The 13,046-nt window shown below is 69.6% G+C and carries 10 protein-coding genes; 4 read left to right on the top strand and 6 right to left on the bottom strand.

Annotated elements, in window-relative coordinates:
• Positions 1 to 35: 35 nt before the first annotated feature.
• Positions 36 to 437 (top strand): hypothetical protein, encoded by a 402-nt coding sequence (locus tag D7V77_RS21860; RefSeq protein ID WP_120578229.1) that lies wholly within the window; start codon positions 36 to 38, stop codon positions 435 to 437.
• A 36-nt stretch (positions 438 to 473) separates the two neighbouring features.
• On the opposite strand, the gene D7V77_RS21855 is transcribed toward D7V77_RS21860, so the two are convergent.
• Positions 474 to 1,574: a PE-PPE domain-containing protein gene (locus tag D7V77_RS21855; RefSeq protein ID WP_120578228.1), complete on the bottom strand. Its 1,101-nt coding sequence runs from the start codon at positions 1,572 to 1,574 to the stop codon at positions 474 to 476.
• 66 nt (positions 1,575 to 1,640) lie between these two features.
• The gene (locus D7V77_RS21850; protein WP_120578227.1) at positions 1,641 to 3,317 is read right to left on the bottom strand and encodes an amidase; all 1,677 of its coding nucleotides are present in this window, start codon (positions 3,315 to 3,317) and stop codon (positions 1,641 to 1,643) included.
• A gap of 77 nt (positions 3,318 to 3,394) precedes the next feature.
• Here D7V77_RS21850 and D7V77_RS21845 point away from each other — a divergent pair, with 77 nt between their 5' ends.
• Positions 3,395 to 4,366, top strand: a complete 972-nt coding sequence (locus D7V77_RS21845; protein WP_120578226.1) for a hypothetical protein — start codon at positions 3,395 to 3,397, stop codon at positions 4,364 to 4,366.
• 3 nt (positions 4,367 to 4,369) lie between these two features.
• Here the strand turns inward: D7V77_RS21845 and D7V77_RS21840 are convergent, their stop codons facing one another.
• Positions 4,370 to 5,947, bottom strand: coding sequence for a hypothetical protein (locus D7V77_RS21840; protein WP_120578225.1), 1,578 nt, complete (start codon positions 5,945 to 5,947; stop codon positions 4,370 to 4,372).
• Between the two features lie 50 nt (positions 5,948 to 5,997).
• Here D7V77_RS21840 and D7V77_RS21835 point away from each other — a divergent pair, with 50 nt between their 5' ends.
• A complete protein-coding gene (locus D7V77_RS21835) occupies positions 5,998 to 7,149 on the top strand; it encodes a BMP family protein (RefSeq protein WP_120578224.1) in 1,152 nt (383 codons plus the stop codon).
• A gap of 343 nt (positions 7,150 to 7,492) precedes the next feature.
• On the opposite strand, the gene D7V77_RS21825 is transcribed toward D7V77_RS21835, so the two are convergent.
• Positions 7,493 to 8,224, bottom strand: coding sequence for an SDR family NAD(P)-dependent oxidoreductase (locus D7V77_RS21825; RefSeq protein WP_120578223.1), 732 nt, complete (start codon positions 8,222 to 8,224; stop codon positions 7,493 to 7,495).
• 207 nt (positions 8,225 to 8,431) lie between these two features.
• Here D7V77_RS21825 and D7V77_RS21820 point away from each other — a divergent pair, with 207 nt between their 5' ends.
• On the top strand, positions 8,432 to 10,981 hold the full coding sequence (locus D7V77_RS21820) for a hypothetical protein (RefSeq protein WP_120578222.1): 2,550 nt from the start codon (positions 8,432 to 8,434) through the stop codon (positions 10,979 to 10,981).
• Positions 10,982 to 11,015: 34 nt separating this feature from the next.
• On the opposite strand, the gene D7V77_RS21815 is transcribed toward D7V77_RS21820, so the two are convergent.
• Both D7V77_RS21815 and D7V77_RS21810 read right to left on the bottom strand, forming a co-directional pair.
• On the bottom strand, positions 11,016 to 11,780 hold the full coding sequence (locus D7V77_RS21815; protein WP_120578221.1) for a glucose 1-dehydrogenase: 765 nt from the start codon (positions 11,778 to 11,780) through the stop codon (positions 11,016 to 11,018).
• A gap of 33 nt (positions 11,781 to 11,813) precedes the next feature.
• Positions 11,814 to 12,800, bottom strand: coding sequence for a zinc-dependent alcohol dehydrogenase family protein (locus tag D7V77_RS21810; protein ID WP_120578220.1), 987 nt, complete (start codon positions 12,798 to 12,800; stop codon positions 11,814 to 11,816).
• Between the last annotated feature and the right edge of the window lie 246 nt (positions 12,801 to 13,046).

Here is a 13,046-nt window from a genome sequence, read left to right as displayed (position 1 = left end):
AGTCCTTCGCCGCGCTGTACCGGAGGCCCCAACGCATGCGTGTCATCACCCCCGACCTTCTCGTCGCGGCCGTGACGGAACTCTCCCGGGGATCGAAGCTGGTCCGACTGAAGGACGTTCAGGCGTGGTGTGAGTGGAACGGCGTGGACGCGCAGGGAGACGGCCTGCGGAACCAGGCGCTCTGGGAAGCGGAGCGCGCCGAGGCCCAGGGTCAGCGCCGGCTGCTGAAGTTCAAGAGCGGCGAGTGCAAGCAGTCCCGGCTGGGCTGGGCGCTCATCCCCCACGGGACCAAGGCGCGCGAGCTGGCCACGGACCTGCGCTGGTGCGAACAGGCGTGGAACGGCATGGACTGGGAGTGGGTGGGCGGAGTCGCGCCCGTCCCCGAGCGCCGTCCCAACCGGGTGCGGACCGAGGAGCAGGCACCCGCCTCACCGTGATCCCGGGGCGAGCAGGAACACCGCGCCCCGGTGGCTTCAGACCGCGTCCTGGATGTTGTTCAGGTACGTGTCGATGCCGTGCTTGCCATCCAGGGCGAACACTTCGCCGTTCCCGGCGGAGTCGAAGGTGTGGATGGTCGCTCCTTCCGGATACTGGGTGGACGGGCCGCCGTTGAGGATGCCGATGCCGGGGAAGAGGCCGGACGCGATGCCGCTCACGATGTCCGTCACCGGGTTGAACGCGTGCGTGCCCAGCCACGTGGGCACGGGGTCCTGCTTGTTCACGTAGAAGGTGTACTTGGGCCCGTCCGGGAACGTCTTGCCCGCGCCCGCGAAGGTCGAGACGTTGATGTTCCCCAGCAGCGCCTCGCGCTTGTCGCGGTTGCCGTCGCCGAGGACGGGCAGGTTCCCCCAGAAGCCGCCCATGTCGTCCTTGATGCGGTTGTCCACGTCGCGCAGCGCGCTCGACACGATGGCGCCACCCTGGCTGTAGCCGGTGACGTTGACCTTCTTGCCCGCCTGCAGGTCCCGGTAGATGGCGTCCGCCAGCGTCTGGGCCGCCTTGTTGTCGCCAAGGCCCAACCGGTCCATGCCCGTCTGCGTCACGTCCGCGGGCAGTCCCTCCGTGGCGTTGTAGATGGGCACCACGTTGGTGCCCGTCTCGTTCGCCAGCTTCTGGGCCTCGCCCGTGGCGTTCCCGTCTCCCTGCGGCTGCGTGAGGATGCCGTTGACGTGGTACGTCGTCGGCGTCGGGGAGGCGATGGGCTTCTCCGGCTTGAACGGCGGCACCTCCGACACGGAGAACTTGTCCGGCGGATAGGCGTAGCCGTCCGAGCCCAGGTACATGCCGTCGTAGGTCTTCGGATCCGCGTTCGAGTCGATCTTCAGCGCGCCGCGAGCCACCTTCGTCGCGTCATCCAGCTGCACCGTGCCGGCCTGCACCGTGCCCGTGTTGGACTGGATGGGCGGCAGGTTCGCGTTGCCGGAGCTGGAGGACTGGGCGCTCTTCGCCTCGAAGACGTCCTTGGCGGCCAGCGGGCGGGCGAGCGCGTTCTTCGCCACGGGGCCGGACTGTCCCTCCACGGCGCGCGGCGTCACCTGCCGGACTCCGCCTCTTCCCACTCCGTCGATGGACATGTCCCGGACCTTCCGTGCTCGCGGTTCGAGGAGGTTATCGGGAGATGAGAAGAAGAGTTGTCCCGGTCAGGGCAGAACGCTGACGTGGATGCCCGGCGTGCGGCGCTCCGTCGCGCGCTCCACCACGCGGCCCAGGCGCAGCAGCAGGTGCTCTTCGTACGGGCGCCCCATGAGGTGCACGCCCACGGGCAGGCCCGCGCGGTCGAAGCCCGCGGGCACGGAGAGGGCAGGGCAGCCGGTGAGGTTCGCCAGGCGGATGAAGCGCATCAGCGCGTCCACCACCGGCAGGTTCGACTCTCCGGCGGGGAGCGTGGCTTCGGGGATGGCGGGCGCGGTGCTCGCCGTCGTCGGCGTGACGATGACGTCCACGTCCGCCATGAGCGCCAGCAGCTCGCGGGTCAGCCGGTGCCGGTGCCGCAGCGCGTGGATGAGGTCCGTGGCCCGGAAGTGACGCCCCAGCGCCAGGTTGGTGCGCGAGTCGAGCCCGAACACCGACGCGCGAGCCTTCACCTGCGGCAGCATCGCCTCCGCCATCTCACTCAGGATGATGCAGCTGTGCGTCCAGAGAATCGTGTTCAGGTCCGGCGCGGGAAGCTCCACCACCGTGGCGCCCGCGTCGGTGAGGGCGCGCACGGCCTCGCGGCAGCGAGCCACCACGTCCGCGTCCGCGTCTTCAAGATAAGGCGTGCAGATTCCCAGCCGGACGCCCTTCAACGCCCCGTCTTCATAGCCAGACAGGTGATGCGGAGGCTGCTGCCGGGCGACGACGTCGTGTCCGTCCGGTCCAGCCACAATCGCATACGCCGCCGCGACGTCGTCGACGGTGAGGCCCAGGGGGCCCACGTGCGCCACGTTCCAGCACAGCGGTGGCACGCCTGTCTCCGGGATGCGGCCCCAGGTGGCCTTGAGCCCGACGATGCCGCACAGCGCGGCGGGGATGCGGATGGAGCCTCCGCCGTCCGCGCCAATGCTCACCGGGCACAGGCCCGCCGCCACCACGGCCCCAGAGCCGCTGGAGCTGCCTCCGGTGATATGGCCCCGACTCCACGGGTTGCGCGCGGCGCCGTGGTGCGGGTTCAACCCGATGGGGTTGATGCCAATCTCCTGCATGTTGGCCTTGCCCAGGATGACCGCGCCCGCGGCCTTCAGCCGGGCGGCCACGGTGGAATCGGCTTGGGCCGGCTCGGTGCGGAACGTGGTGCCCAGCGTCGTGGGGAAGCCCGCCAGGTCCAGCTCGTCCTTGATGACGACGGGCACACCGTCGAGCACGCTCAAGGGCGTTCCGGCGCGCAGCCGCTCCGCGGACGCCTCCGCGGCCCGCAGCACCTCCTCCGGCTTGCGAGAGATGAAGAGCCCCAGGCGGTCCGCGCCGCCGTCCAGCCGTTCAATCGCCTCGTGGACCTTGCGCGTCACCGCCACCGGATCCGTGCTCCCGTCCCGGTAGGCGCGAGCGAACGCCGCGACCGTCTCCTGCCTCGGCGTCACGGGCGACGCGGCGGCGGCGCGCGCGGCCTGCTCCACCGGTGTCTGTGATTCGGAGGGCGGCGCACCCGGGGGCAGCGGGTACTGGATGGGCGGAGCATCGCCGGCGGACAGCTCGCGCCACTGCTCGATGCCGCTGTCCCGCATCAACTTCTCCACCAGCGCCGGGCCCACGCCGCCCCGCTCCAGCGTGTTGACCATGGCCTTGAGGGCCATGCCAGAGAGTCGCGGAGCCTTCACCGGAGCGCGTCGGTAGGTCATGACCCCCGAGCCTACACCCATGCACGTCCACGCATCAGGTCGTTCCCCGCGCCTGAAACAGCTCATAGATTCGAGTCATGCCCAAGATTGCCAGAGGCACCCGCCTGAAGCGCTTCAACCACTTGTCCAAGACGGAGAGTCAGGCGAGCGTCGCCACCCTCTCCGAGCGGATCCGCACCGAGTTCGCCCGGGTGCTCTGCATCCGCAAGACGCGGCGGGTGGAGGATGAAATCAAATACAACATCCACCCGAGGTACAAATACTACCACCTGGGCATCGACGCGGTGGAGCCCTCGCTGGACAAGAACTACTGGCACGCGGCGTTCACCGTGCTGCAGGGGCTGCCCATCCAGGAATACGACTCCTTCAAGTGCCCGGGGGTGGTCATCAGCAACCAGGCGGAGCTCGCTGGCTGGGGAAAGGGGGACCTGGGGCTGCCCACCAAGAACGTCCTCGAAAGCCGGTATCCCGGCCAGTTCCCCCGCACCGCGGCGCCGCAGGCCAATGGGAAGACCCTGGGGACCTGGGATCTGGTCAGCGCGAAGCTCGTGGAGATGCGGGAGCGGGTGAATGGCACCCGGCCCGACGTCAGCTCCACCGGAAAGCAGCGCGGCGTGGAGCGGAACATCGTCCTGGAGGACGGCACTTCGTTCCCGAGCGGCGTCCTCAAGGCCCCCTACCTGAACGCGGCCTCCATCCCCTACGGCGAGGCCCAGGTGCACTACCTCCCCGAGCACGTCCTGGGCGTCTACGCGGAGCTGCTGAGCCAGCAGCAGATCACCGCGTATCAGCAGGCGGACAACGCGCGCACGGCGGAGGTCGCCCTCCAGGACGCCGTGGAGGCCATCCGGGGAGCTCTGGACCTGCGCTTCTACCTGAAGACCACCTGCAAGATGGCGGTGCCGCTCGTCGAGTACTCCCTGGGCGCCGTCACCCTCCACGCATCACCCAAGGCGCTCATGACAGCGGCCGAGGCGAAGTGCCCCGCGGCCGTCATCGAGGCCGTGAAGGCGAAGATCCCCATTGGCATGTATGGCGATGACGCCTGAGCGTCAGTGGCCCGTGGGAGACGGAGGCACTTCCGTGTCGAAGATCTTGTCCGACCCCGGCTTGCCAAACACCATCGTCTGATGGGCTGGCGGGAAGACGGTGCCCGGGACGTGCATGCCGGACGCCTCCCAGTAGTGTCCGGAGGCATCCGTCGGCAGCACGAGCTTGGTGCCCAGCGCGCCGGAGGCCGCCTGGAGCACCTCGTAGCAGGTCCGGCAGGGCGTCTTCACGCCACCGATGAACGCCGGGGATGACTCGCTCAACAGCCCCGCCGCGTCCAGGTTCATGAGGATGGGATAGAACATCTGCTCCGCGTGGATGTCCTTCTTGGTGAAGGTCCCGCGGCCCTGCTCCGGCACGACCAGGTAGACGCGGCCCGGAGCCACCGCGGGCGCCGTCCAGGCCGTGTAGTCGTCGCCGTTCTTCGTGATGGTGAGGAGCTCGTGGTTCGCGCAGTTCAGCGACGCCCGGAGCTGCTTGAAGATGTACCTCCATTGATATTGGAAGTACTCCGAATAGGCCGCCTCGGTGTTCGAGACGAAGGCCGCCTTGTAATCTGGCAGTCGATCCGTGTGGGACTTCTTCAGGTTGCGCTTGGAGGAGTTGATGGACCCCGCGCCCGTCTTGCCAATCTTGATCTGCCCAATCAGCGCCTTGAGCGTCCCGTGCGTGCCCAGCGAGTTCTCCAGCTCCAGCCCATAGGAGTAGTTGTTGGAGGAGATGAAGAGCGAGCCGTGCGCCCACATGGCCTGGAGCTCGACGGGGTTCATCGAGTCTCCGCCGAAGTCGATGGTGTAGAGCAGCGTGCACAGCCGCCGCATGAAGGAGTTGGGGCCCAGCTCGCGGTAATCCCAGACGGCGTCGCGGCCGACGATCTTCGCGGCGTTCACCACCGTGGGGGCGGACTGGCTCAGCCGGGGATAGCTGGTGCTGTTGACCGTCTCCCGGTGGGTCAGCAGGGTCTTGTATTGGTTGAGTGACACCACCCGGCCCGGGTGCGTGGTCGTCGTCTTCGGGTTCTGTGCATTCGACAGTGCCCCGAACTTCGTGTCGTAGTCCTGCCGCCGCCTCTTCACCTTCTGGTAGGCCCGCTCGGTGTCGATGCGCGCCTTGGCGTCATCGTCCTCCACGGGCTTCACGCTGAAGGTGGGGACCTCGTCCTGGAAGCCGTCGTCCAGCCGCCGCCGCTTGAGGTTCAGCACCGCCGCGTCCGGAGCGATGTCGAGCGAGCCGCTGACGTCGTGCCGCGCCGGGTTGAGCAATCCGGCCTTCTTGCGCTTCTGGGCCTTGTTGGCGTCCGTCGTCAGCGGGACGAAGAAGATGGAGTGGTTGTGTCCGCACGTTGGACAGTCCGGACGGTTCGCCTTCTCATCCGAGTAGGTGCTGGGCGCGGAGTACATCCATTGGCCCTTGCAGTCAGAGCAGCCGAAGAAGAAGGCCATCGTCGACAGCTTGTCGACCTTGCTGCTGCCGCCTTCCTTCGTGCAGTGGTTGCACGTCGGCATGTCGCCCGGCAACTCACTCTCCAGGAAGATGCCGCTGGTGTTCAGGCACTTCTGACACTTGAAGTAGTAGAGCATCGTCCACCCTGGGGGAGCGCCAGAAGACGCATGGTACATTACGCGGCGTCATGCACCCGCGCCGCCGAATCCTCCCCCTCGTCGTGTGTCTGCTGGCGGTCGCTACTGGCTGCAAGAAGGAGGCGCCCGCCGCGCCTTCCAAGCCCGCCATCGGCCTGGTGCTGGGGCTGGGGGGCCGGGGCGACCACGCCTTCAACGACTCCGCCCTGCGGGGACTGGAGCTGTGGGCCGGGGGAGTGAAATACGAGAAGGCTGGATATCAGGACACCACCGCGTCCGAGCGGAAGGACTCGTTGGCGCCGGACGTCGCCGCGCGCGGGTGGGAGATGATTCCGCTGGGCATCACGCCGGTGGTCCTCCAGAGCCGCGTGGCGGAGGACTACGAGCCGAACCTCCAACTGCTCGCGGAGCAGCGCGTGTCGCTGGCGATGGGCGTGGGCTTCATGCTGGAGAACGCCGTGGAGACGGTGGCCCGGCGCAATCCCTCACTGCCCTTCCTGCTGGTGGACAGCCCGCTGCTGGACGCGCAGGGCCGGGTCATCACGCTGCCCAACGTGCGCACGGTGGTGTTCCGCGAGGAGGAGGGTTGCTTCCTCGCGGGCGCCCTGGCCGGGCTCGTCACGAAGACGGGCCGGGTGGGCATGGTGGGCGGGATGAAGATTCCCCTGGTGCAGCGCTACGAGGCCGGCTTCCGCGCCGGCGTGGCCGCGACGAACCCGAACGCCACGGTGCTGGTGAACTACACCGGCAGCTTCACGGACTTCGCCCTGGGCAAGCAGGTGGGGCAGGACCTGCTGCTCAAGAACACGGACGTCCTCTTCGCGGCGGCCGGCGTGGACGGCCTGGGTGCCATCCAGGCCGTGAAGGAGGCGCGCGAGGCGGGCAAGACCGTGTCTGTGATTGGCGTGGACTCCGACCCGTCCCACCTGGCGCCGGAGGCGGTGCTGTCCGCCGTCGTGAAGCACGTGGACCTGGTGGTGTACGAGGCCATCCGCGAACAGCGCCAGGGACGCTTCCAGGGTGGGAATGTCTCGCTCGGGTTGAAGGAGGGCGGCATGGGGCTGGCTCCCGTGCGGCTGGACTTCCCGGGCAAGGACGAGGCGCTGCGCAAGGTGGAGGCGCTCAATGCCCGCATCATCTCCGGGGAACTGAAGGTGCCCACGCAGCCGGCGCCCAGCGGGACGGCGGGCGCCAATCCCTGAAAAGGGGCTCCCGCTCGCACGATTGGGAAACGGGCCTCCTGACGGGCCATGGCGTCGACACGGGTGCGGATCTCCTCCAACGTCTCGGCGGGGAGCTGCCGGAGCCATTCCTCCAGGTCGCTCCACTGCTGCTGCGTGATGGGGAGCGGCGCGGCCAGATGGCGGCAGCAGTGGTCACACCCGCGGCGGCAGGGCCACCCGTCATGGGAGCCGGAGATGTCCGCCGCACGCGTCTCCACGCGTGCGTAGACGGACTCCAGTGCGCGTCGCGCTTCGTCTGGCGTGCCCATCGGAGCGAATTTTTATCGCTCCTCCGGCACTGTCGCATCCGTCCTTCGGAGCGCTACGCCCCGGCGGTCCAGCCACCGTCGATGTCGATGACCTGTCCGGTGGCGTACGCGCACGTGGCGAGGAAGTACGCCGCGTCCGCCATGTCGTGCACGGTGCCCGGCTTCTTGAGGGGCACCTTGCTCACGAGCGCGTCCAGGAATGCGCTGACCTGCTCCGGCGGGACGCCCCAGTCGATATCCGTGTCGCGCGTCAGCCCTGGGGACAGGACGTTGACGCGGATGCCCTTGGGCGCCAGCTCCACGGACAGCGAGCGGCCCATGGCGTTGACCGCGCCACACAGGCCCGCGCCGCCCGAGTAGTTCACCAGCGCAGTGTGACCCGCGATGCCGGAGCACAGGATGATGGCGCTGCCCGGGGCCATCTTCGGCACCGCGTAGTGGCATGCGGAGAGCTGGCCGAAGAAGCGGTCGTTGAAGAGGGCCCGCCACGACTGCGAGGGCACGCTGTCCACCGCGCCGAACACGGCGCCACCCGCGCACGTCACCAGCAGGTCCACGCGAGGCACGGAGTCGATGAGCCGCTTCACCTGCGCGTCGTCGCCCACGTCGGTGACGACGCCCCGGGCGCCCCGGCCAATCTTCGCCGCCGCGTCCTCCAGGCGCTGCTGCCGGCGCCCGGCGATGACCACCTCCGCGCCCTCGCTGGCGAAGCGCTCCGCGATGGCGAAGCCAATGCCCGTGCTTCCGCCCGTGACGACCGCGATCTTCCCGTCCAATGCGCCCATGTGTGTGTCTCCCTGGAATGACATACGGATGGCCTGGGAGCGGCTGGCGGTTGCCCCTGCTTCATCCTCGGTGGAGCCCCCGGTCCCACAGGCCTGACGGCGAGTCTTGCTGAGAGGACTGCCCGGTCGCCATGGCCTGGCGGGGCAGGGCACCTGGGTGAAGCCTGGGCCGTGCGCGACACCCCCGGACCGGGGTAGACACACGGCATGTCCGCCCTGCTCGACAGCGGCGTGCGCCAGGGCGCGGAGGTTCGCTGCCCCGGGTGCATCCGCTTCATCCCTGCTGATGCCGCGTGCCCGCATTGCCTCTGTGGTGCCATCCCGCTGGAGCGCTATGGCTCCGCGCGGGCGTTGGTGAAGTCCGGCGTGGACCGCTTCTCCCTGGCGGCCCGCACCGCCGCGCTGGAGCCCGCCCAGGTGGCGGTGCTGGAGGCGCGCTACGCACGGCAGTGGGGCGCGGTGCAGCGCCTCGCGGAGGACGCCCGTCGCATCGAGCCCCTCCTCATCCAGCGCGGCTTCGTGCGGGAGCTGGAAGATGCGTGGGCGGTGATTCTGCCCATCGAGGAGGCATCCCTGGAGGAGATGCTCGCGCCCTTCAGTCCCATGCCGGACTCGGTGGAGTGGCTGGCGAGCAAGTCTCCGGATCCGACCCTGCGCCTGCTGGCGTCGCTCGCCTGGGTGCATCAGGGCACCTGGTCGCAGGAGGCGCGCTACTCCGTGCGCAACCAGCTGCTGCACGGCGAGGGCCGCGTGGCGGTGGAGGCCATGCTCGCGATGACGCGCTGGCGCAGCGGCCTCTCCCCCCGTTTGAACCAGGAGGAGCGCGAGCGGATCCGCACCCTCGCCCTGGGGGTGCTCGACGTGCAGGAGCTGTCCGCACGCGCCGCGGTCGCCTGGGTGCGCGCGTCGCACGAAGCGCCGCCGGACAATGTCTCCACCGCGCTCCGCCGGGGCCTGTATGGCATGGACCCCGACGTCCGCTTCGAGTGCGCGCTGTGTCTCCACGACGAGGTGGAGGTCGCCCAGGCGCTGGACTCCTCCGATGCGGATCTCGCCGCCTTCGCGCGGCGCACCTTGAGCCAGTGGGGCTCACGCCGGCTGCTCACGCGCCTGCAGCGGGATGGGGACGCGGCCTTCGCCAAGGAGGTCCTCCGCGAACTTCCCACCCCTCCACCCGAGGGCGCCCTGGAAGCGATGCTCACCGTGTCGCTGCGCACGGTCGGGTCGCTCGCGGACGAGCTGCTCTCCTTCGCGAAGCGGCGCCCCTTCCGCGAATGGGGGCTGGAAGACCAGCGGCGCTGGGCCCGCTGGGCGCGCTCGGTGCTGAGCGACCTGCCCGCGGAGACCGCGCTCGACTTCTTCAGCTGGGCCGCCACGCCTCCCCGCGACGACCCCGAGCCCCCCGAGGAAGAAGAGTCCGAGGCGATGTGGGCCTTCCTGGAGGAGACCGTTCACGCCATCGACCGGGGCGCGACGAAGGATCGCACCGAGTGCTTCCAGGACTCCTCGTTCGCGCGCTTCCTCCACCATTCGGGCGTGGACGAACAGCGGCGGCTGAACGACTGGGCCCGCGACCCGAACAGCGGCGAGGCCCTGCTGGAGGCGTTGCTCATGTTCCCCTCCAGGGCCCGGAACCTGAGCCTCATTCCGGAGCGCCCGAGCACGGAGAAGCACCCCGACCCCGGTCACTTCGGCCGGCTGCTGATGGCCGTCTGGGAAGGGCCGGGCCAGCACCTCCTGGTAGCGCCGCTGACCCGCGTGGTGCGCTCCTGGAGCTCCCTCACCGGAAGCGAGCTGTTCGTCGAAGCCGTGTGGAGGCGCTTCCAGTCCCATCCCGCCGAGCGCGCTCCCCTGCTCACCGCCTTCGCGGCCTGGCGAGACCGCCTGTGGGAGTACCAGTGCGACGTGGAGCCGGACGCGCTCGTGCGCTTCCAGACCTGGTGGCGCGTGGATCCGGAAGGGCTCTACCGCCAGACGGAGCAGCTGCTGGACCGCGTCCCGGTGGACGCGCTCCCCAAGAGGCTGCGAGCCCTCTGGGACGCGGCGGAGGAGCTGGTGGGCACGCGCCCGCGCACGGCGTCCCTCTCCGTGTCGAAGGGCGCCATGGCGCTGCGCAACGGGCTGGAGTCCCGCGACGTCCACGTCCTCGATGTCCTGGACGCGGAGCTGGAGCACTTCGAGTCGTGGCTCCCCGCCTTCGAACAGCGCGTGCGCGCCACGCCGTCTCCGCAGGAGGAGGCCAACATCCACCGCGACTTCCTGGACGACACGCACAGCGCGCTGCGGATGATGCGCGAGCGCCGCGAGCGCAGGCGTGAAGACGAGGAGCGCGAGCGGCAGCGCGCCATCGACCGACAGGTGGCCGAGTCCCGCCGCCGCGACCAGGAGCGCCAATTGGAGGCCCAGCGCCGCGAGGCCGAAGCGCTCCGGGCCCGGCAGGCGGTGGAGCGCGAACAGCAGGAGACGCTCTCCCGCGTGAATGCGCAGCGCCTGCTGGTGACGCTCCAGCCCCGCGTGCCGCTGAAGGACGTGGACCGCGAGGTGCTCTTCCCGGAGTCCGCCTTCCCCACGATTGTGGACTACGCGCGGATGATCAAGGCGATGCAGCAGGGCGGGGACGTGATGAAGCTCTTCGAGACCCTGGGGCTCACGCCCGCCACCTGGGCCGCGCAGGCCACCGCCTGGGGACAGGTGATGGTGGGCCGCATGGAGCTGGGCATGCGCTTCGGGGAGCTGCTCGGGGCGCCCTGGGAGTGATGTCCCCGGGCGCCTGGAGTGGAGGCCCGCCGCGCTACTGCGCGGTGGCGCCGCCGTCGAGGACCATCTCCGCGCCGGTCATCAGCTTGGACTCGTCCGACGCCAGGTAGACGACGGCGTTGGCCACGTCGTCCGGCTCACCGAAGTGGCCCATGGGGATGCCCTTGAGCATGCGCGCGCGAGTCTTCTCCGCCTGTCCACCGGCCTGGGCCAGCGCCTCCACCATGGCGGTCTCCACGTAGCCGGGGTGGATGGAATTGCAGCGGATGCCGTAGCCCTTGTAGGCACAGTGCAGCGCAATGGACTTGGACAGCATGCGCACAGCGGCCTTGCTGGAGCAGTACGCGGGGAACTGCGGCACGCCCACGAGCCCCGCGACGGAGGAGATGTTGATGATGGAGCCCTTGGCCCCGCACTCCTTCATCACGCGGATGCCGTGCTTGCAGCCCAGGAACACGCCGTCCAGGTTGACCGAGTGCACGAACTTCCACTCGTCCAGGGACATCTCCTCCACGTCCTTCACGATGCCCATGCCCGCGTTGTTCACGAGCACGTCCAGCCGCCCGAACTTCTCCACCGTGCGCGCCAGCGCGCTCACCCACTGGTCCTCGCGGGTGACGTCCAGCGGGAGGAACAGTCCGGCGTCGCCCAGCTCCTCCGCCACCGCGCGGGCCTCGCCCTCGCGCCGGTCGGTGACCACCACCTTCGCACCCTCGCGCGCGAGCATCCGTGCGGACGCGGCGCCCAGGCCCCCCGCGCCGCCAGTCACCAGGACCACCTTGCCTTCGACTCGCTTCATGGTCGTCGTTCCTTCATGTGAACGGCGGGTGCTTCACGCCGTGGGGTTGGGGGTGAGGAGAATCTTCCCGTTGCGGCCCGGCTCCAGCGCGCGCTTCACCGCGTCCTGGATGCGCTCCAGCGGATAGGTGCCGTCCACGGGCGCCTGGAGCGTGCCCACGGCCATCAGCTCCGCCAGCCGCGCGAGCGTGGCGTTCTGCTCCTCGCGAGGGGCATCGCGCAGCCAGCGCGTCAGCCAGAAGCCGCGCAGGGTGACGTCCTTGAAGATGCTGGCCGCCGCGGACAGCATGGGGCCCTTGCCGCTCATGGCGCCGTAATTCACCAGCGTGCCGCCGGTGGAGAGACAGTCGCCCACGCGGCGAGCGGACTCTCCGCCCACCGCGTCGATGCCCAGTCGCACCTTCGCGCCGCCGGTGGCCGCGCGCACCTGCTGGGGCAGTTCGTCCGTATCCAGCAGCACCGCGTCCGCGCCCTGGGCCTTGAGCTCGTCGGCCAGCTCCTGGCGGCGCACGACGTTGACGGTCTTCAGGCCCATCACCTGCGCCAGGGTGATGAGGTAGCGGCCCACCGCGGAGTTGGCGGCGTTCTGCACCACCCACTCGCCGGGCTGTAGCGTCACGAACTGACGCAGCATCAGGTAGGCGGTGGGCGGGTTGATGAGCAGCATGCTCGCCTGGAGCAGGTCCAGACCCGGAGGCACGGGCAGCAGCTGCGCGGCGGGCGCGGTGAGGTGGGTGCGCCAGGTGCCCGCGCCCAGCGGGAGGAACACGAGGTCGCCCACGGCCACGGTGTCTGAGCCGGACACCTCCACCACGCGGCCCACGCCCTCGTTGCCGGGCGTGGCGGGCAGCTTGGGCAGCACGCCGTATTCGCCGGAGAGGGTGAGCAGGTCGGACGGGTTGATGGGCGTGGCGAGCACGGCCAACCGCGCCTCGCCGGGCTTCAGCGGCGCGGGGGACTCCTCCACCACCTGGACGACGTCGGAAGGCGGCCCGAAGGCCGAGAAGCGCACTGCTTTCATGGCATTGCTCCCGCGCTGTGAAGGCGGCGCCACCCTAACCGCCTTCCGCCCTGCTGCCGAGCGTGCGCTGGGGTGCCACGCGCGGTGTGCATCCGCTGGTGGATGGATCCGCTCCGCCTGCATTCCCGCCCCGAGGACGCGGCGCTCTGTCCACCCCCGGACGCGAGAGGAAGGAGGCTGACGGTCGGTGACGATCGGGCCTCGCCACGACGCTGGGGGCTGCACAGGTTCTGAAATGGACCCCGC

The organism is Corallococcus sp. CA041A, from assembly GCF_003612075.1.
Taxonomy (GTDB): Bacteria; Myxococcota; Myxococcia; order Myxococcales; family Myxococcaceae; genus Corallococcus; species Corallococcus exiguus.
This window is presented reverse-complemented; position numbering and strand designations above follow the sequence as displayed.

Excerpts from the sequence above, each read along its gene's own strand:
- D7V77_RS21825 (WP_120578223.1), bottom strand. The coding sequence starts at position 8,224 with ATGGGCGCATTGGACGGGAAGATCGCGGTCGTCACGGGCGGAAGCACG.
- D7V77_RS21840 (WP_120578225.1), bottom strand. The coding sequence starts at position 5,947 with ATGCTCTACTACTTCAAGTGTCAGAAGTGCCTGAACACCAGCGGCATC.
- D7V77_RS21850 (WP_120578227.1), bottom strand. The coding sequence starts at position 3,317 with ATGACCTACCGACGCGCTCCGGTGAAGGCTCCGCGACTCTCTGGCATG.
- D7V77_RS21855 (WP_120578228.1), bottom strand. The coding sequence starts at position 1,574 with ATGTCCATCGACGGAGTGGGAAGAGGCGGAGTCCGGCAGGTGACGCCG.
- D7V77_RS21860 (WP_120578229.1), top strand. The coding sequence starts at position 36 with ATGCGTGTCATCACCCCCGACCTTCTCGTCGCGGCCGTGACGGAACTC.
- D7V77_RS21845 (WP_120578226.1), top strand. The coding sequence starts at position 3,395 with ATGCCCAAGATTGCCAGAGGCACCCGCCTGAAGCGCTTCAACCACTTG.
- D7V77_RS21835 (WP_120578224.1), top strand. The coding sequence starts at position 5,998 with ATGCACCCGCGCCGCCGAATCCTCCCCCTCGTCGTGTGTCTGCTGGCG.
- D7V77_RS21810 (WP_120578220.1), bottom strand. The coding sequence starts at position 12,800 with ATGAAAGCAGTGCGCTTCTCGGCCTTCGGGCCGCCTTCCGACGTCGTC.
- D7V77_RS21815 (WP_120578221.1), bottom strand. The coding sequence starts at position 11,780 with ATGAAGCGAGTCGAAGGCAAGGTGGTCCTGGTGACTGGCGGCGCGGGG.
- D7V77_RS21820 (WP_120578222.1), top strand. The coding sequence starts at position 8,432 with ATGTCCGCCCTGCTCGACAGCGGCGTGCGCCAGGGCGCGGAGGTTCGC.